Annotated in this window: 18 protein-coding genes; 14 read left to right on the forward strand and 4 right to left on the reverse strand. The window is 48.2% G+C overall.

Features of this window, described 5'->3' with window-relative positions; translation table 11 throughout:
* Positions 1-40: 40 nt before the first annotated feature.
* The 3 genes from PPG34_RS09005 (at position 41) to PPG34_RS09015 (ending at position 2151) form a co-directional block, all read left to right on the forward strand.
* A complete protein-coding gene (locus PPG34_RS09005) occupies positions 41-490 on the forward strand; it encodes a response regulator (protein ID WP_313832900.1) in 450 nt (149 codons plus the stop codon).
* Between the two features lie 106 nt (positions 491-596).
* Positions 597-1052: a response regulator gene (locus PPG34_RS09010; protein WP_313832901.1), complete on the forward strand. Its 456-nt coding sequence runs from the start codon at positions 597-599 to the stop codon at positions 1050-1052.
* Positions 1053-1278: 226 nt separating this feature from the next.
* On the forward strand, positions 1279-2151 hold the full coding sequence (locus tag PPG34_RS09015) for a pentapeptide repeat-containing protein (RefSeq protein ID WP_313832903.1): 873 nt from the start codon (positions 1279-1281) through the stop codon (positions 2149-2151).
* A 183-nt stretch (positions 2152-2334) separates the two neighbouring features.
* Here the strand turns inward: PPG34_RS09015 and PPG34_RS09020 are convergent, their stop codons facing one another.
* Entirely contained in the window at positions 2335-3153 is an 819-nt protein-coding gene (locus tag PPG34_RS09020; RefSeq protein WP_313832904.1) for a 2OG-Fe(II) oxygenase, read from the reverse strand.
* Positions 3154-3182: 29 nt separating this feature from the next.
* Between PPG34_RS09020 and PPG34_RS09025 the strand changes: the two genes are divergently transcribed.
* The 6 genes from PPG34_RS09025 to PPG34_RS09050 all read left to right on the forward strand — a co-directional run bounded on the left by PPG34_RS09025 (position 3183) and on the right by PPG34_RS09050 (position 9086).
* Positions 3183-5978 carry an intermembrane phospholipid transport YdbH family protein gene (locus PPG34_RS09025; RefSeq protein ID WP_313832905.1) on the forward strand — a complete coding sequence of 932 codons (2796 nt, stop codon included), beginning with the start codon at positions 3183-3185 and terminating at the stop codon, positions 5976-5978.
* 70 nt (positions 5979-6048) lie between these two features.
* Positions 6049-6240, forward strand: a complete 192-nt coding sequence (locus PPG34_RS09030; RefSeq protein WP_313832907.1) for a YnbE family lipoprotein — start codon at positions 6049-6051, stop codon at positions 6238-6240.
* A gap of 25 nt (positions 6241-6265) precedes the next feature.
* Entirely contained in the window at positions 6266-6616 is a 351-nt protein-coding gene (locus PPG34_RS09035) for a YdbL family probable chaperone protein (RefSeq protein WP_313832908.1), read from the forward strand.
* A 207-nt stretch (positions 6617-6823) separates the two neighbouring features.
* Positions 6824-7996: a mechanosensitive ion channel family protein gene (locus PPG34_RS09040; RefSeq protein ID WP_313832909.1), complete on the forward strand. Its 1173-nt coding sequence runs from the start codon at positions 6824-6826 to the stop codon at positions 7994-7996.
* A gap of 118 nt (positions 7997-8114) precedes the next feature.
* The gene (locus PPG34_RS09045; protein WP_313832910.1) at positions 8115-8489 is read left to right on the forward strand and encodes a SnoaL-like domain-containing protein; all 375 of its coding nucleotides are present in this window, start codon (positions 8115-8117) and stop codon (positions 8487-8489) included.
* A 96-nt stretch (positions 8490-8585) separates the two neighbouring features.
* Positions 8586-9086 carry an ATP-binding protein gene (locus tag PPG34_RS09050; RefSeq protein WP_313832912.1) on the forward strand — a complete coding sequence of 167 codons (501 nt, stop codon included), beginning with the start codon at positions 8586-8588 and terminating at the stop codon, positions 9084-9086.
* A 69-nt stretch (positions 9087-9155) separates the two neighbouring features.
* Here the strand turns inward: PPG34_RS09050 and PPG34_RS09055 are convergent, their stop codons facing one another.
* The 3 genes from PPG34_RS09055 to PPG34_RS09065 form a co-directional block, all read right to left on the reverse strand.
* Positions 9156-9608, reverse strand: coding sequence for a hypothetical protein (locus PPG34_RS09055; RefSeq protein WP_313832913.1), 453 nt, complete (start codon positions 9606-9608; stop codon positions 9156-9158).
* 25 nt (positions 9609-9633) lie between these two features.
* Complete coding sequence (locus tag PPG34_RS09060) at positions 9634-10977, reverse strand: hypothetical protein (protein WP_313832914.1); 1344 nt, start codon at positions 10975-10977, stop codon at positions 9634-9636.
* A 372-nt stretch (positions 10978-11349) separates the two neighbouring features.
* On the reverse strand, positions 11350-11853 hold the full coding sequence (locus PPG34_RS09065) for a hypothetical protein (RefSeq protein WP_313832915.1): 504 nt from the start codon (positions 11851-11853) through the stop codon (positions 11350-11352).
* A gap of 110 nt (positions 11854-11963) precedes the next feature.
* On the opposite strand from PPG34_RS09065, the gene PPG34_RS09070 reads away from it, so the two are divergent.
* The 5 genes from PPG34_RS09070 to PPG34_RS09090 all read left to right on the forward strand — a co-directional run bounded on the left by PPG34_RS09070 (position 11964) and on the right by PPG34_RS09090 (position 18251).
* Entirely contained in the window at positions 11964-12437 is a 474-nt protein-coding gene (locus PPG34_RS09070) for a DUF2780 domain-containing protein (RefSeq protein WP_313832916.1), read from the forward strand.
* A 48-nt stretch (positions 12438-12485) separates the two neighbouring features.
* Positions 12486-13349 carry a radical SAM family protein gene (locus tag PPG34_RS09075; protein ID WP_313832917.1) on the forward strand — a complete coding sequence of 288 codons (864 nt, stop codon included), beginning with the start codon at positions 12486-12488 and terminating at the stop codon, positions 13347-13349.
* A gap of 265 nt (positions 13350-13614) precedes the next feature.
* Positions 13615-15729 carry a PAS domain-containing sensor histidine kinase gene (locus PPG34_RS09080; RefSeq protein ID WP_313832918.1) on the forward strand — a complete coding sequence of 705 codons (2115 nt, stop codon included), beginning with the start codon at positions 13615-13617 and terminating at the stop codon, positions 15727-15729.
* A gap of 99 nt (positions 15730-15828) precedes the next feature.
* Positions 15829-17574 carry a sigma 54-interacting transcriptional regulator gene (locus PPG34_RS09085; protein ID WP_313832919.1) on the forward strand — a complete coding sequence of 582 codons (1746 nt, stop codon included), beginning with the start codon at positions 15829-15831 and terminating at the stop codon, positions 17572-17574.
* A 236-nt stretch (positions 17575-17810) separates the two neighbouring features.
* Positions 17811-18251 carry a response regulator gene (locus PPG34_RS09090; protein WP_313832920.1) on the forward strand — a complete coding sequence of 147 codons (441 nt, stop codon included), beginning with the start codon at positions 17811-17813 and terminating at the stop codon, positions 18249-18251.
* Positions 18252-18316 lie beyond the last annotated feature (65 nt).

Consider the following 18316-nt stretch of genomic DNA (forward strand, 5'->3'; position numbering starts at 1 on the left):
TAATTTCTTAATTTCTTTTGCTTCTATCCCTAGAGGAAGGATGCAGAATCTTACGCCTCAACAGCGAATTCTTCTCGTCGAAGATAGTCCCGAAGATGTCGTGACGGCAAAACGAAATCTTCTACAGAGCAGATTGCGAAACCCGGTTGAGGTTTGCGAGACCGGCCAACTCGCGTTGGATTATATATTTCAGCGACAATCGTTTTCAGACCCTAGCCTTGCCCCCGTTCCCGGCGTGATCCTGCTGGACCTGAACTTACCCGATATGAGTGGCTTGGAAATTTTAACCATTCTAAAACAACACCCCGTTCACCAATTAATTCCCGTGATTGTCATGACCTCTTCCCTGGATGAACGTGATTTTGAAGAGAGTCGACAAGCTGGAGCGGCTACTTATCTCTCGAAGCCGGTGGATTTCCAGAATTTTTTTCAGGCCATCCAACAACTCCAGGGATTCTGTTTCGAGCTGATGATTTTTCCTGAGCCCTAAGAATTTAGGAAAAAGCTTTTTTCATGGACCGATTTCTAACTTCCTTGCCAGTTCTCATGACTTGGCAATTTTGGTAAAAGAATCGAATCTTGAGCGAGGAATTCCTATGACACCTATCACGGCTCAACAAACTATCCTGTTAGTGGATGACAGTAACGAAGACTTTGAAGTAACAAAACGGGCCTTCCTTCGCGCGCGGATGGCGAATCCTATTCACCGCTGTGTCGATGGAGAAGACGCCTTAGACTATTTACTCCGCCGAGGGGAGTATGCTGATCCCAGCTCCTCACCCCGTCCCGGAATTATCATGCTGGATTTGAATATGCCGGGGACCGATGGACGAGAAGTCCTTAAGGTAATAAAAACAGATATGCTCCTAAAAAAAATTCCCGTCATTGTCCTGACCACCTCTTCGGCGGATCGGGATATCGAGGAATGCTACAATGACGGCGCCAATAGTTACATTGTAAAACCCGTGGATATTGATGGGTTCATGGACGCGATTCGACGATTGCGTGACTATTGGTTTGAAGTCGTCGTGGTACCTGAGGTAAGTTCGTAGCCATCAAGCACGACTACTCTCTAAACATTCCAGTAACCTTCGTCCTCTGACTCTTAAACCGTTTTTCCAAAAGATCATAATTTCTTACCCCTCGAACCCATTTTGGAGTTATCGGAAACTCCTTCCTCGTTTATTGGTATTGATTTATCTTGGCAAGGTCCTTGGTGAACATCCGAGAATACCAATAACGTATCCTCATGGTTCATTTTCTCCGAGGTAACTGGACATGGCAAACGGGGAACACCTTTCTCTGTTAAAGCACGGCGTTTCTTCCTGGAATACCTGGCGAATTAATCACCCAGAGGAACCCGTTGACCTCAGTCATGCATCTCTGAAAGGAATGAGACTCGTCGGCATAAACCTTCAAGGAGCATCACTCCTTCAGGCTGACCTGCGGGGGGCCGACCTCAGTCACGCCAATTTGGCACAAGCCAACCTGACGAGAGTGAATTTCTCAGAAGCACAGTGCCGCGCGATCAACCTCGACCAGGCCATCCTTGTCGGGGCGAATCTTCGACATACCCATTTAGATGATGCCCAGCTCTGGCTTGGGCAATTGGCTTTTGCCAATTTACAAGAGGCGTCGCTCGTCGGAGCCAAAATGGCCAATGTCACTTTGGCGAAAGCCAACCTGACAAACGCAAGTCTCAATGCCGCTGATTTGAGTTTTGCCTTGCTAGGAGAAGCCATTCTGACTGACGCCAATTTAGCCCGCACCAATCTCTGGAAAGCCGATTTAAAAGGGGCACATTTAGAACGTGCCAATTTCCGTTGCGCCAATCTTGAAAAGGCCAATCTCTCACATTGCGTGTTACAAGGCACCAATCTCGCGCGAGCCAACCTGGCCCATGCAAGCTTCTTTCAAGCGTATTTGGTGGCGGCAGATGTGGCGAAAACCAATTTTCACCAAGCGATTCTCGTCGATACCGATTTACGAGGAGTCAATCTTCAAAAAGTGACGGGCGTAAGCGCCGAACAACTTCGGACCGCTCTCACCGATAAATCCACTCACCCACCAAGCCAATGGGCTATCACCGAAAAAGAATGGGACAGGGGGATTGAAGAATCAGCTTGGACGGTGCCCCAACCGATTGGATAAGGCTCACCACTCGTCTCATTCGGGCGGCACGCAATATTGTTTCCCTTTGGCCATGCAGAGGCGATACGCAAAACGCTCGGCCCAAAATTTGAAAGACGGTTCCACATCATCCCAGGAATTCAAAGAACCTTAAAGAGGTTTCCCACTAACGTTAAATTTTCATCCCCACCCTAGAATATAGACTCATTTCGCATCATGAAAGATGATTCCTAAAGCATACCGTTGACCGGAAGTCACAGGGCTCACGCCATGGCGCAGTGATGCACGAAGCATCCCGCGTTTGCCTTGAACCGGACGATCTGAGACGGGAAAGATAATGAGATCGCCAATATGAGGTTTGAGGACAGTTCCACGAGCTTGCTGCCGTGGCCGATTTTCGACGAGTAAAAATTCGCCTCCCTCAAACTCCTGACCGGGTTGACTCAACATCACCATCGCTTGCAAGGGAAACAACGTCGGTCCATAGATATCCCGATGCAGGCAATTAAATCCATTCATTTCATAACGAAGGAGCAATGGTGTTGGCTTCGTCTGCCCCTGACGATGGCATTCTTTTCGGAAGGCACCATGTGTGCGAGGATACCGTTGGGGCTGATTCATCAATTCCATCATGTGATTCGCAATTGGAGCCAGGCGGGTATATAAGTGAGTCCGAAGATGAGCCACGACCGACGGCAACGGATCGGCAAAATAGGCATAGGTCCCTTGGCCAAAGTGATAGCGTGCCATGTCAATTCGCGATCGAAAATATCGATCCTGATCGTACAATTTTGTCAGAGATTGGCAGACTGACGCATGAACAAGATGAGGCACCTGGGCCCACCCGTGAGTATAAAGCGATAGGGATATCGAGGACCAATCTAATCTGGAAAGATCCGGCATTTGATGATGAGTCATGGTCAATTCCGTAAAATCTTGGAGAATCTCCACTAGGGTCAACGAGTCGGTCCAATCTTCCGAGATAGTTGGGAGTCTATCTTCATGATCGATGTTTGCCCCCACTCCGTAACATTTCTGTGATTTTCGTGAACATGTCGTCTAAACCCATATGGCGCAAAGTGTTGTGGTGGTTGGGCATTGCCATATCATTTAACCTCGCCCTCTTTTTGTTCCTTCCCAAAATCGCCTCCTTTTTTGTGGAACGACAATTTGAAGCGTTCGGGCTTAAGAATGTCAACGTCGAGTTGGAATATCCAGGCGTGCGAGAAACGATGATTCCCTTGATCTCTTTCCAAAAGGATATGGGATCTGAAACCGCTTCACTCATAGTGCGCGACCTGACCCTGAAATATGATCTCAGGCAATTATTGCTGGGATTCATCAAGGAAGTTCGAATCGAAAAGCTACGTCTCGATATCACCGGAGTACCAACACAGCCCCCTGCAGCTCCCACAACAAAGAATTCCGTCCAATCAACGACTGCACCTTTGGCTTTATTGTCCACCCCCCTACCCAATCTGCCGTTCGAAATATTTTCCCTCAACCACGCGACCATCTTTCGCGAACAGGCTACTGGGCCGCTTAGGCGAGTCACAATATCCGGTCTTCTGCGGAACGACCAAGGCACCCTCCATGGCACCGTCACATTTCAAGGAACTCAAGGTGACGCCTATACTTTGCAAGCCCATATCAATCCCTTGGGCAAAATAAAGGTCGACCTAAGTACCGGACCGGATAACACGACTCCTCTCTTTGATATGGAATCGTTGATGAATGTACAGAATCCCTCCGGCCTCGAATGGCAAGGCCGAATGACGGCAAATCTGAAACGGGCCTCGCCGTTCCTTGCCCTCCTCATGCCAATAGGACCGGATCTCGAACGGGTCAATGGGTCGATAGAGGTTCAATGGGATGGCTCGACGAATCAGATGGCCTCATTACAGGAGATGCTGCATGACGCCTCCACACGACTTCACAGTACGATCCATGCCCACGTTGAATTACCCGCTTGGGGCACAGTGAGTGAGGATATTTTGCTGAATTTTTCTGGGGAGCTGCATGCCCAATCTACGGAAGTAACATTGGATATTGCCCCAACCTCTTTTATGAAGGCCTTCCTACATACGGATGGATTTCCCTGGCCAGATGCTCTTCCCATTGCCAATTTCAAGGACAGGGAGCCCATACGCCTTCAGTTCCTCGATATCGTTCACGCCCGAATGGTTCTGGATAAGGGAGAGTCCCGGTGGAGCATCGACGGCCCCCTTCAAATCCAATACGGCGGGGAGCCGGCCCCCATCGGGGGAGAAGTCATACTCACCAACGCTTCTGGTCTGTTGTTCGATCCCTTATCGACCGAAGCCAATGCGACCTTTTCACTGTGGGGTTCCCTTCCCAACCTGGAACATCAAACTTCACGAGTACGAGACATTAATTGGATGATGAAAGGACAAACGGCGTTCGCCAATCAGGAGATCCGTGTCACCATAGCCGAGGATTCGTTGGTGAATACAGGAGTGATTCACCTCGCTGAAGGACAAGCCGAGCGAATGGGGTTTCGCCTCGCTCAGCCGACACTCATTCACTATGATTGGCCTTTGCGGCAATGGAAGGTGGAACCCACAACAGCACAGATCATACTTCCTAAAATACAGTGGCGCGATCAATTGATTTCCATTGCCAAGATCTCCCTGGATCTGAAAGAAGCCATAGGAGAAGGCCAGACATGGAACACCACAGGGACGGCGAAACTTCTAGGCGTCAACACGAAGATGAAGAACTTCAGCCCTCCTTCCCTTAATCTCGCCATTGGGTTTGATAGCAGTCCTGAAGAACTCAACGCGGGGCTGGTCGCCGAAACCACGGATAAAACCCTTCGCGCGAAGGGACGCATCGAACACCATCTGCAAACCCACCAAGGCACACTTCAAGCCACGTTCACTCCTGAAACTTTTTCGCCCAACTCAACTACCTTGGCCCATTGGTTTCAACCTTGGCCTCATCCGTTTAATATCACTTCAGGGCAACTTGGCATCTCGATCGCCTGCGGATGGAAACCTTCTTCCCCCGGAGACATTCAAAGCCTAGGCATTACCCGAGGCGACGTGACCCTTGCCCTCAAACACATCGGGGGATTCTATGAAAAGATACTCATTGACAACGTCAACACCACCATCAAAATCATTGGCAACGACTTGAACAACTTCGCTACGCTTTCACCGGCGCATGTAACGATAGGAAGTGTCAATTCAGGGATTAAAGTCACCAACATGGATTTTGGCCTAAATCTCCGATTAGGACAGGGTGATACCGTGCCCATTATCGACGTTGAGAAATTTTCCGCTGAGGCCCTGGGTGGGTACTTATCCAGTACCAGCGTCTATATAGATTGGGCTAGAGGTCCGTCGCTCTTTACCCTCAAACTCGAGAGAATTCATGTGGATCGGCTCTTGCAACTCGAACAACAAAAGGGGCTGGAGGGGACGGGAATTCTTGACGGCGTGGTCCCCATCACCTTGGCTCCTGATTCCATTGAAATACACGACGGCCGAATTGAAGCCCGTGCGCCCGGCGGCGTCATTCACTTCCAACCTTTGGAAGACACGGCGCAGAGCCTCATCAACGCCACCCCGCAAATGGAGATTGTTTTGCAGTCTTTAAAGAATTTCCATTATGATGTTCTCAAGGCTAATGTGAACTATGAAGCTGACGGCACCCTGACTCTGGCCACCAAACTAGAGGGCCGGAATCCCGATCTCAAACAAGGACGACCTATTCATTTTAATTTGAATATCGAAGAAAATATTCCAGCGCTCCTGAAAAGCTTGCGAGTCCTTAAAGGGATTGAAGATAAGATCGAAAAACTTTTCCAAGGACCATTGTTTTAATGCCGACCTACCCTCTTTCGTCGACACAGATTCAAGAGGGAAACCATTCACCCATGAGGATACCCTGCCCATGCACTACATTCTGAGGATAAGCGCGCTGATGGCCTTCGCTATCGTTTGGGCCTGTACCCCACGAGTAGAAGTCGCGCCTCCTGAGAAACCCATCACGATCAACCTCAATGTCAAAATTGATCACGAGGTTCGAGTCAAGGTTGAAAAAGATTTACAGGCGGTGTTTTCGGAAGACAGCAAATTGTTCTAAAGATCAGGCCTAAGGGAGTGAAGTCATGTATCGAAATACCCAACAATGGACAATTCAATGCTTGCTGATCGTGTTCATGGTGATAGGTGCTGGAACAAACACTTGGGCTCTCTCCCTTGATGAGGCCAAAGACCAAGGATTGGTCGGCGAGCGGGCCAATGGTTACCTCGGAGCTGTCAAAAGCTCTCCATCTTCTGATGTTCAAGCTCTCATCAGGTCAATTAATAGCCAGCGCAAACAACGTTACCAAGAAATCGCCGCCAGCAATAACACCGACCTGGAAGCCGTAGAAATCCTCGCGGGCAAGACCGCTATCAATAAAACCAAACCTGGTCATTATATTCAATTACCTTCCGATGGATGGACGAAAAAATAGTTTGAGACGAGATAACACTTTTCAGCCTCTCTTCCATGTCCCTAACCCCTATCCTTTCGTCGTCGCTAATGGCCCCTGCGGCAGTTCCCCTAAAAGGTTTGCGCTTAGGAAAAAATGACTTACAATTGATGTAACTTGGCCGGGACAATGGCTCTGGTCCCGGCCTCGCACGGTGCTTACTTACTCAGAAAGAGGAATCCCCTTTACATGGAATCATTTCAAGCCTTCGGAGAAGAATTCGGTATCGTTTGGAATACGGGCGTGTTTGGAGTCAGTGTGGGAGAGGTGGTTACCGCTCTGCTCATATTCCTCTTGTTTTTAGCCATTCGTCGAGTATTTTTTCGATTGATTGTCACATCCCTCAAGGGGCTCACCCGTCGGACGAAAACCGACATAGACGATCAGCTCCTCGATGCCATCGAAAAACCCCTCGAGCTCGGATTCGTCATTGTCGGCCTGTATGTTGGCGGCCAAGTCTTACCACTATCCCCCGATGCCGAAAATATCTTTGAAAAATTGATTCGGTCGTTTATTGCCTTGACGTTGTTTTGGGGCATCTTTCGAGCAATCGATCCCCTCTCGTCACTCATGGATCGCGGCATTGAAATGATGGGCAGCCTCAGCATGCGTGATACGATGAAGGGCTTCTTTGTAAAACTCGCAAAGTTCATTGTTGTAGCCCTAGGGATCGCGGCCGTGTTCCAAGAATGGGGTTTCAATGTGGCGGCCGTCCTCGGCAGTTTAGGGTTGGTGGGTATGGCCGTAGCCCTTGGCGCCAAGGATTTTATCGCCAATCTATTTGCAGGACTCACCATTTTTCTCGATCGCATGTTTGAAAAAGGCAATTGGATTCAAACGCCGGATGTGGATGGCACGGTGGAAGACATCGGTTTCCGGGCCACCAAAATCCGCAGGTTCGACAAAGCGCTTGTCACCATTCCCAACGCGCGATTGGCTGGCGAGGCCCTCATCAATTTTTCACGCATGACCAATCGCCGAATCTATTGGAAAATCGGCGTCGAATACCGCACGACAAAAGAGCAGCTTCACCACATCATTCAAGATATCCTTGCCTATGTTAAATCCTGCGAAGATTTTGAAACCAATCCGGAACGAACCAAAACCTTCGTGTTCATGGATTCATTTGGCGCCTCAAGTATCGACATCATGCTCTATTGCTTTACCGTCACCACGGAATGGGGGGAATGGCTCGCCTGTAAGGAACGCCTGGCTTATAAAGTCAAAGACATTGTCGAAGGTCATGGCGCGGCGTTTGCGTTTCCTTCCACCTCATTGTATGTGGAAACGTTGCCCTTCGGCACACCGGAGCCGTTTCCGATCCCTGCACAACCGGCATCCCCTCGCTCCTCAGCCTCCTAAACATTCTCTCCGTTTCCAGCAGCTCCTTCGATCAACTTGGGATTTGCACCTGAGAATTTGTACAATATCAAAATCCCAAGAAGCCCATTGATGACTCGACTACTGGAAGGAGGCCCCTATGTCTGTGATGGAAATCGGGAAAGACATTGTCGCACTCTGTCAACAGGGCAAAAACCTCGAAGCCATTGAGAAACACTATAGCCCGAACATTGTCAGTGTCGAAGCCTTCGCCATGCCCGGGATGGACCAAACCCAACAAGGCATTGAATCCATCAAAGGGAAAAATAAATGGTGGAGCGAAAATCACGAAGTTCACGGTTGTGAGGTACGCGGACCATTCCCCCATGGCGACCGATTTGCCATTTTGTTCAAATACGAAGTGACTCCCAAACATACCGGCCGGCGGATGACTATGGAAGAAATCGGATTGTTTACTGTGGAAAATGGCAAAGTCGCGAAGGAAGAATTTTTCTACACCATGCCAGGGTCTTAACCCGATGATCTTGAGTGTCACAGAAACATGATAATTTCACGAAGGCCCAGTCTGTACCAAACAACTGCTCCCACTAAGACGGTGGGGGATTCCTCGATGTTTTCGCCAGCCAAACTCACCGCACTGGCAGCCATTGTCCGTGAAGCACAAGCCAAATGTCTCACACATAGTGTGGGCTGTAAGGCGGTCAAGCCGGTTGGATTGTCGGTGCTCTTTTCCGGCCTTAACAGTAAGGGCAAAATTCAGGCAGCCAAATGGTTGGCCAAAGAATTGCGCACGGCACTCCTCACGAAAAATCTCCGAACATTACAATCACGCTACATCGGAGAGACGGAAAAGAACTTGGCAAGAATATTCGATGCGGGAGCGAAAAATGGTTCGATCTTGTTCTTCGATGAAGCGGACGCTTTGTTTGGCAAACGTACGACAGTCAAAGACAGTCATGACCGTTATGCTAATCAGGAAGTGAGTTACTTACTTCAACGAATGAAGTCCTATAAGGGGTTGACCATTCTGAGTGTCAACAGTAGAAGTTCGTTGAGCGATGCCATCAAGCGTCGAATGAAACACAAGGTCCTATTTCCGAAACCCTCCTGACCAATCAGTAGAAATCTTCACCGTTTTCAAATGTTTGAGTAAGAGAATGGCCTGGGGGAAGCAGGTCATTTATTTTGAAGGAATCGTCTTGGCTGGAAGTGGGGTTTCGACATTTTCTTTTGGACATGGATACCGTTCGATAAGCCCAAGCAACCCTGAAACGGCAATCGTGAGATCCTCTTGCGGCCCTTGCAAATCCTCCGCTGCAAACTCCAATAAGTCTCGTCCAAGGATGACGACTTTTTCAGGAATACAATAGAGCGGTGACTGACCTTGGCGCTGAAGTTTGGCGTTCAGAATTTGAAAGCCGTCGGCTAACCCATCGAGATATACCCGCTGCTGTTCTTGAGTCATGCCTTGGATCGACAACGCAGGCTGCACTAATTCTTTAGCCTGAACCCAGCCCCCTATCCCCAATATTATTAGAAGAGTGAACCCCAAACTTTTCAATTCCTTGGTCCCAGAGAACAAGGAGCCCAGGAAGAGGGAGATTTCTTTTTTTAAAATGTTGAAATATGTCATATGTTTCGCTTTATCATTCTTCAATTTATTTGTCGATTGGATTAACGGCAGGCTCTGTAACAGGGGTAACTTCGTTTTCTGATGAACTACCCTCATCCACTTGTTGAGCGAATGACAAGGGTTCTGGGATGACCGGAGGCAGCAATCGATCCCGCTTTTTTTCAAAAATCATGACACCTTTCGTCTCTAATTCACGATGGGTACGGGGGGTGATCCGCCCAGAGGCCCACAACTCCACACGCCGAACAGGATGTCGATCTGAAGACCACGTGACCACCTGTTTAGACGCTTCGGCCAATTCTTGCGTCCATGCGATGTGGGACAGCGGCAACGCCACCATGAGGGCTTTGTCCGTGGTATAGCCCACCAGCAGGCGATCATCAATGAGAATAAACTCTCTTATCGGCACTACGGTTTGATGATAACTTGCAAACATTTCTACCAGACGTTGAACAAACAAGGCCTCTTCTTCCGACTCGGCCTTAATCGCCAATTGGAGCACGAGGCTACGGTCGCTCACCCCCTTCATTTCGTCGAGCGCTTGAACCAAAATGGTTTCATGCCTGGGGGAATACCATGGATGCGTCAGAAAGGTTTCACGAACCTCTTTTCGCACCCCGATACGTTCCAGCGTCTCGCGATTAATCCGGCGTAAATCCTCAGGAGCATGTTCTAGTAACATTTCATTCATGGCTCGACTGAATGAGGTTGTCGAGAGCGCCAGACCAAGAGGTCCAGCGACGGGAATCAATGCAATGCGAGAACCCACTCCACCGGAATACCCTGCGGCCGCAATACGATCAAGTTGGTCCTGCAACACGGTGTTGGAAGAATAGACATTCACACCTGCGGCTGCCGCGACAGTTCGCTTGACCCCTCCGAACCCCGCCAACTCTTGGCCCGCGCCATCTTCAAGTTTCCCACGCTTCCCTGTCACCATTTCGCTGATGCGCGAGCCCACGCGCTTCATGCCTTTGGGCACTCCAGTCAAGGTTTCTCTTGGGTCAGTCATCAGCCCCCACAGAAATTTAAAGGGACTCATGACGGTATCCAAGACGCCATAGCCAAAAGCCGCAGGTTGACTCATCTCTTGTTCCATTTTGGCCAATGCCTGCACTTCATGTACTCGAATGCGCAACATATCTTCACCCTTCGCCTCAAAGACGCCGAAGGGCGAGTTCACCGTATACCGATACCACCACCCATCAGGAACTGCCTCACTTCCAATTTCATGATGATCGCTTTTCAGAAGGTCAGCAGGCAAGAGATCAATGGTCGGTGCAGGCTCATGAGTCTCAAATTTTTCGTCGGCTTGAGGTTGGGAAGCACCTGCTGGAGGGGGCACCCCAACTTCGGACTTTGCATACACCGAAGAATGGCCTATTAAGAAGTATATGACCACAAGGCAGAGGAAACCAAAAAATCCTAGCCTCAGGCTCTCTTGCCTCGATCGGTTCATGATCTCCGTGCTTCACGCCATTGAGTGAATTTCACTTTTTTGAATACCCTACTCAGAATAGCCATTGGGTCAAGAGGTTCTTTGGGCTGGGCCATTCTTCTCTACCGAAGGGTCCCACTCAGGAACTTCACCTCTTCCAGGAAACAACACACTGGCACCCGACTGAGTGAGAGTCAAGAAGGAGGAGCACGGTTATTCGACTAACGAGCACTTGGTGATATGAGGGCCATCAATTCACGCCCCAAGGCCTCTTAGTGGACAGGGAAATCAAAATAATTTCGCTCACCGGATTCCTTGTTCCTGGTAGCATTCAAGCGCTTGCAGAAACCCACGGTTGGCCAGGTTCGAGGCTTTGGCCATGTAATAACGCTCCAGCGTCTCGCAATAGCCCCCGACCTCACCGCGCCGACAGGGGTTGAACGGCCCATCCGTGGTCTTCGTTATATCGCGAAGAATAAATTCCGCGCTTTTTTCCACACGAACCTGATGTTGGATTTCTTTTCGTAGAGATTCAATCTCGGCATTGAGGCCATCGATTTGACCGACAGCGTCTGGAATCGAAGCGGTTAACGCACGGCGAATAGTTTCTCGAAATTCACTGACATGAATGGATTTCAGGAGCACTTCCATTTCCTCTTGAAGATGGGACAAATCCTTAAAACATTCAGTGGCCGAACTCACTTGATTCGTCTTCAGCACGGGGCCAGAAGCCCCAGCCACTGGAACACTCAGCCAAACAATCAAAAAGAAAATGACCACCAGGGCCAATCGTTTTCTTTGTTTCATGTCCTACCCCCTGATACCTCTCATTTCTACACTCTAATTATGTTACTCTCTCGTTAAAGCATAAGATACCCGTAGCCAAGAAAATCATAATTAAGAATCAGAGGCACACGATGTCGAATATTCGGCTCAGTATTTCCACTATCTTCATGACCATGCTCATCCTCTTGTTCAGTCAGTCCACCCTTTTCGCCCAAAAGACCAGCCTCGTGAATCTTCTCACACAACAATTAGGAGTCACGGAAACACAAGCCCAAGGCGGAGCAGGATCGATCTTCAATCTCGCCAAAGAGAAACTCAGTCCCCAAGAGTTTTCACAAGTAGCGAACTCGGTCCCAAACATGAATGATTTAATCGATGCTGCACCCAAGAAGGAAAGCGGCATGGGCGGAATGTTTGGTGGTGCAACCTCGATGTTCGGAGACAGTGGCAGTAGTCTTGAAGGATTGGCTGGCCTGGCCGGTTCATTCTCCAAACTCGGGCTCTCACCCGACATGGTGAATCAATTCGTGCCTATTATTCTGAACTATGTGAAATCGAGCGGAGGCGAAACAGTCAGTAATCTCCTTGCCGCCGTATTACAATAAATATCCACGGGGACAGGCTCTTCAAAACCCCCACACTACCGACCAATCATGAAAGTCCAAGAGATTCCCTGCCGAACCATCCTCAATCCCACGGGCGGATTTCTCGGCAAAGGGTTCACCCATTCTATCAATCTGTACCGTGGATGTGCGCTCGGGAATACCCTGTGCGGAATGTATTGCTATGCGCAATGGAATTCCTTTCATCTACAAGGACGTCGGTGGGGAAGTTTTCTGGATGTGAAAGAAGGATTCCTCGACGCCTATCATTCGCAATACGATCGATTGAAACGGCCAAAATCTGGCGAAGCCAAACCCATTCACATTTTTATGTCGAGCGTCACGGAACCCTATCCGCCACAGGAACGGACTACGCGTCGCACGCGTCGCCTATTGGAAACCATGCTCACGCGGCCACCAGACTCGTTAGTCATTCAAACCCACACCCCACTGGTCGTCAACGACCTTCCGGTGCTACTGAAACTCCGTAAACTCTGCCGACTGCATATCAACATTACCGTGGAAACGGACTTTCCGGCCTTACCGAAACCCTTTCAACCGCATGCGCATTCCCCGGAGTCCCGGATCCAGGCTCTTCGAACCTTACGAGCCTCTGGACTACACACCGTCGCGACGGTAAGCCCTCTGCTGCCGCTGCGTGATCCCTGGCAATTTGCCAAAGATTTAGAATCCAGTTGCGACCGCGTCATCCTTGATCATTACCTCCTTGGCGATGGAAGCCCTGAAGGGGCACGCACCAAACAGACGGTGTTTCCACAACTATTAATAGATGCAGGCTTTGAAGAATGGACCACTTTGGACAAATTTCATGAGATCGTAGGTATCTTTAAAGAGGCATTTTGTGATGCCAATCGAGTCGGAGTCAGCCAAGAAGGATTTAATTCTGAGTGCTGAGCAAAAAGACCCGGGACACCCCATTGAAACCTTTCACACCCACTTCATTTTGAGCCCTATTGTTCCTCAATGTGTTTGTGATTTGAGCACATGAAGGCCACCGGATTTTCCGGAATATTCTCTGATTAATCTCAAGCCAACTTGTGTAGACATGCACTGATAGGATTTTGGTTGTACAACATAATATCTCGTCCCATAATGGGAACATTTTGAACATGTAGGTTACTTAAAGGACTCTGTCATTTCCCCCAAGGGGTATCACACCATGAATCCATTATCCAGGCTGGAAAAAGCATTTTCATTTACCATTGGGCAACGTCTTATCACCATGGTGGTGATATTCATTCTAGCTCTGGTATCCATACTCACCTTCACCCTAAACATTGTGAAAACTCTCGAGCTTGACGGGGTAATTGTGGATATCGCAGGACGCCAACGAATGATGATTCAACAGTATTTTAGTGAAATGATGTTGGCGTCTCATGGAAATCAGCCGGACCATCAAAAAACACAAGATATATTGTTGGGCTCTCTCGATGCTTTGAAAAATGGGGGAACCGTCATTGCGAACCTTTACACCGGCGAAAGGCTTTTGATCCCCCAGGCCCCAACAGACCAAATTCGCATTCTCTTGGATCAACAGCGCTCCCTTCTCGAAGATTATTTCACAAAAACCAAATCTTTGATTTTCCAAGCCCCAGGCCACTCTCCCAGGCCTGAATCATTTTTGTTACTCAATCGCATCCAGGGAAACCTCGAAAAGAATGCGGATGAGGTTGTCAAATTACTGAACGCTCACTCCAGAGAAAAAACACTGAATTTATTGAGAGTGGTTCCACTCATCGGACTTCTGGTCATTATCCTGAGTGCCATACTGGCTCGCCAAGTGGCATTCGCAAACCGTAGACTCGAAAAAGAAATTGAACAACGCCAAAAAGCCGAGGATGAACGCAATCGCTTCTTTGCGCTTTCGCCTGATTTGTTTTGCATTACGGGATTTGATGGAAAGTTCAAAGTGTTAAATCCCGCCTGGGAACATGAGCTTGGCTATTCCACTGAAGATCTTCTGGGAGAAACTTTTATGCAATTTGTTCATCCAGAAGATAAAATGTCTACTTTCGATGAGCTAGAGGGATTACGAAAAGGCAAACCAACCATTCAATTTGAGAATCGATACGTCAGCAAAGATGGTTCCCACAAATGGCTGCTGTGGAATGCGGCCCCAAGCTTAACCGATAACTCTATTTATGCCACAGCGAGAAATATTACCAACCGCAAATTGTATGAAACAGAGCTGGCACTTCGTGATCGTTCAATTAATTCTGCCACCAACGGAATTCTTATTGCCGATGCTCGCAAGCCAGATATGCCTACGATCTATTGTAATTCCGCTTTTGAAAAAATTACGGGGTTTACAAGAGAAGAGGTTATTGGCCAAAACTGTCGTTTTCTCCAGGGGAATGATCATGCTCAACCGGGACTAGACGCCATTCGTCAGGCTATACGCGAGGGCAAGGAAGGGAAAGCCGAGCTGAGAAATTATAAAAAGGATGGGACGTTATTTTGGAATGAATTTTATGTTGCCCCTGTGAGGGATACTTACGGAAATCTCACTCACTTCATTGGGGTACAAACAGACATCACTCAACGTAAACGACAAGAAGCCGAGCTGGCGAAAAAGACCGCGGACCTTGCTCGATCCAACGACGAGCTTCAACAATTTGCTTATGTGGCATCGCACGATCTTCAAGAGCCACTTCGCATGGTTGCCAGTTATACCCAGTTACTCAGAAAACGCTATAAGGGAAAGTTAGATGATGATGCCGATGAATTTATTGAGTTCGCGGTGGATGGCGCCAATAGAATGCAACATCTTATTCGTGATCTTCTGGAATACTCACGAGTAGGAGCTGAAACCAAACCCTTTGAAAAAACCGACTGCGAACTTGTGTTTCAAAACGTCATAAAAAATCTCACGGCTTCGGTACAAGAACATCATGCCGACATTACGCATGATGCGCTTCCGTGTATTCAAGCGAATCCAACGCTCTTGACTCAAGTCTTTCAAAACTTGATTGGAAATGCCCTAAAATTTAAAGGAAGCGCTGCACCCAAAATACACGTAGGAGCAAAGGCCCTTGTAGATGGCTGGGAATTTTCTGTCAGTGATAATGGGATAGGCATCCCCCAAGAGCAACTCGGTCGGATATTTTTAATTTTTCAACGACTCCATAGTCGAGAAGAATATCCCGGAACCGGAATTGGGTTGGCCACGTGCAAGAGAATCGTGGATAAACATGGTGGGACCATTTGGGTGGAATCGGAGCAAGGAAGAGGATCGACATTTTATTTCACGATCAAATCACCAGTTGCAGATTAATCGATTCCGGAGAAAACCTCTCTCTTATAAGAACTGCCATATGCTAAGATCCCTATGTAAAGAAGTAGGTAGAGCCCAACCTTCAACAAATTGGACTCCATGAAAATCCTTTTGCTCGAAGACAATCCCGGAGATGCCCGCCTGATTCGGGAGCTCTTTCGTGAAATACAAAACCATTCCGTGGAAATTATCAATGCGGAATCTCTGGGCCAAGCCTTTGACCACCTCAAAAAAAGCCCTTTTGATGTCGCACTGGTAGACCTCTCCTTACCCGATAGCCACGGGCTGGGGACCTTCCGAAAACTCGCCGAAGCCTATCCCTCGCTTCCACTCGTATTACTCACAGGCCTTAACGACCAAGAAATCGCAATACAGGCTGTTCGAGAAGGCGCGCAGGACTATCTCAATAAGGGAGAGGTGGATGGTCAAATCCTCGTTCGGTCCATTGACTATGCCATTGAAAGGAAACGCATCCAGGCTGAGTTGGAAAGGGTAAATGCCCAAGTCAAAAAAAACGCGGACGATCTCCATTCGATTTTAAATCAACTGCATATCGGCACGATTTTGACCAACCCCGAAGGCCGAATTCTCCACATGAGCATTTCCGCCCTCCGTTTATTGGGCAAAATGGATAACGGCCTCGAAGGTCAACTCTGGCAACATGCCTTGGGATTAACCGACGATGACATTCAGATCCTGGACCATCTCATGACTCAGCCGATCGAAGAACGAAAAAAAGTCCTAGTCCATTTCACGCCTCCAGGAAACTCCCCACATTGGCTTGAGATCGACATTCAAGATGACCCCCGTGATCCTCAAGCAAAAATGTTCTTTCTCTATGATGTCACCGAAGTGCACAAGCTTCGACAGCAGCTCGATGAAAAGTCCCAGTTTCACGATATGATCGGGAAGTGCAAACCCATGCAGGAAGTGTACCGGCAAATTCAAAACCTCTCCCAGGTTGAAACGACTGTGTTAATCGAAGGGGAAACGGGAACGGGGAAAGAACTGGTGGCGCGGGCTCTTCACTATTCAAGCCCCAGAAAGGATAAACCCTTCCTCGCGGTGAACTGTGCGGGGCTGACGGAATCGTTGCTAGGCAGCCAATTGTTTGGTCATAAAAAAGGCGCGTTCACCGGAGCAAGCACCGACCACCGGGGATTTTTTGAGTCGGCTCAGGGTGGAACTCTCTTTCTTGATGAAATCGGCGATATGCCTCCTTCGGTCCAAACAAATTTACTGCGAGTCCTCCAAGAAAAAGAAATCACTCGACTGGGGGAATCGCAACCGAGAAAAGTCGATGTTCGTATTATCTGTGCCACGCATCAAAACTTAAACGAACAAGTGGCAAACAATCAGTTTCGAGCCGATCTGTTATATCGGATTCGTGTCGGTCGAATTCGCCTGCCGGCGCTTCGGGAACGAAAAGAAGACATTCCGCTCTTAGTCTCGGCCACTCTGAGTCAATGCCGTCAAGCAATGGGTAAGTTAATTGTCCAAGATATCAGCCCCTCTGCCCTACATTTGCTTTCGGATTATGCATGGCCAGGTAATGTGCGAGAATTTAAAAGCGTTATTGAATATGCCGTTCTCCAATGCGAGGGCTCAACCATTTTACCCCAGCATTTTCCACCTGAGCTCCTTGAGCAACCCAACCACACAGCCCACCAAGAAAACCTGGAATTACCCACTGCTCTACCAGAGAAAAATAGAGAACAGATCCTGTCCGCGCTCCAACAAACCAAAGGCAATCGAGCTAAGGCCGCCAAACTTATGGGCATCAGCCGCGCTACTTTTTACCGGTGGCTGGATGATTTAAACATTTCCACACAAGACCTTTCTTAACTTTCCCCACCATGCGAGACACTATGAGACGAATATACGTCTCAAACATGTCTTACATTAAACCTCTCTCTTTTCTTGCAATTTACAACATGCTGTTTTTAAATAAAATTTCTCCTAAATCATGTTGGCACAAACATTGTATTGATTGGATATCATGATCGATAAATGGGCCGATGCTTTCTAGACATGTGCATTAGAAATTTAAAATCTTGGTTAAATAACAAACGGTGTGATTGGTGCAGGACAAACTTACAATTATCATTATAGAAGATAACCGAGCGGATGTACGGCTTCTCAAAGAAGCCTTAAGGGAATCTTTCCTTGATCCCACGTTATACATTTTAAATGATGGATCCTCAGCCATTCGCTTTTTTGACGAAATCAAACAGGGAAATTCCCAGGAGCTTCCCCATCTCATCTTGCTGGATCTCAACCTTCCTCAGATAAATGGCCTTGAGGTCCTTCAACACATTAAGGGTGATGACACTCTTAAGCGAATCCCCGTCATTGTTCTCAGCTCTTCCCAAAACCCAGATGATATTGCCAAAGCTTATGATCTACATGCGAATTGTTACCTCACCAAGCCTGTGGATCTTGAACCGTTTTTCGAAATTGTCAAAGCCGTGGAGTATTTCTGGTTCCAATTAGCCAGGCTTCCCTTTTCCTCCAAACGGTAGAATTACCACTCACTCATTTTTTACCCAATACCATCCTTACCTTCAGTACTTTTTTGAGTTTTGAA

Source organism: Candidatus Nitronereus thalassa, from assembly GCF_032191465.1.
GTDB lineage: Bacteria > Nitrospirota > Nitrospiria > Nitrospirales > UBA8639 > Nitronereus > Nitronereus thalassa.

Bases quoted from the DNA above. Each gene is read 5' to 3' on its own strand.
- PPG34_RS09070 (WP_313832916.1), top strand. From the start codon at position 11,964: ATGTCGAATATTCGGCTCAGTATTTCCACTATCTTCATGACCATGCTC.
- PPG34_RS09035 (WP_313832908.1), top strand. From the start codon at position 6,266: ATGTATCGAAATACCCAACAATGGACAATTCAATGCTTGCTGATCGTG.
- PPG34_RS09085 (WP_313832919.1), top strand. From the start codon at position 15,829: ATGAAAATCCTTTTGCTCGAAGACAATCCCGGAGATGCCCGCCTGATT.
- PPG34_RS09015 (WP_313832903.1), top strand. From the start codon at position 1,279: ATGGCAAACGGGGAACACCTTTCTCTGTTAAAGCACGGCGTTTCTTCC.
- PPG34_RS09055 (WP_313832913.1), bottom strand. From the start codon at position 9,608: ATGACATATTTCAACATTTTAAAAAAAGAAATCTCCCTCTTCCTGGGC.
- PPG34_RS09080 (WP_313832918.1), top strand. From the start codon at position 13,615: ATGAATCCATTATCCAGGCTGGAAAAAGCATTTTCATTTACCATTGGG.
- PPG34_RS09010 (WP_313832901.1), top strand. From the start codon at position 597: ATGACACCTATCACGGCTCAACAAACTATCCTGTTAGTGGATGACAGT.
- PPG34_RS09040 (WP_313832909.1), top strand. From the start codon at position 6,824: ATGGAATCATTTCAAGCCTTCGGAGAAGAATTCGGTATCGTTTGGAAT.
- PPG34_RS09065 (WP_313832915.1), bottom strand. From the start codon at position 11,853: ATGAAACAAAGAAAACGATTGGCCCTGGTGGTCATTTTCTTTTTGATT.
- PPG34_RS09005 (WP_313832900.1), top strand. From the start codon at position 41: ATGCAGAATCTTACGCCTCAACAGCGAATTCTTCTCGTCGAAGATAGT.
- PPG34_RS09050 (WP_313832912.1), top strand. From the start codon at position 8,586: ATGTTTTCGCCAGCCAAACTCACCGCACTGGCAGCCATTGTCCGTGAA.
- PPG34_RS09075 (WP_313832917.1), top strand. From the start codon at position 12,486: ATGAAAGTCCAAGAGATTCCCTGCCGAACCATCCTCAATCCCACGGGC.
- PPG34_RS09030 (WP_313832907.1), top strand. From the start codon at position 6,049: ATGCACTACATTCTGAGGATAAGCGCGCTGATGGCCTTCGCTATCGTT.
- PPG34_RS09025 (WP_313832905.1), top strand. From the start codon at position 3,183: ATGTCGTCTAAACCCATATGGCGCAAAGTGTTGTGGTGGTTGGGCATT.
- PPG34_RS09045 (WP_313832910.1), top strand. From the start codon at position 8,115: ATGTCTGTGATGGAAATCGGGAAAGACATTGTCGCACTCTGTCAACAG.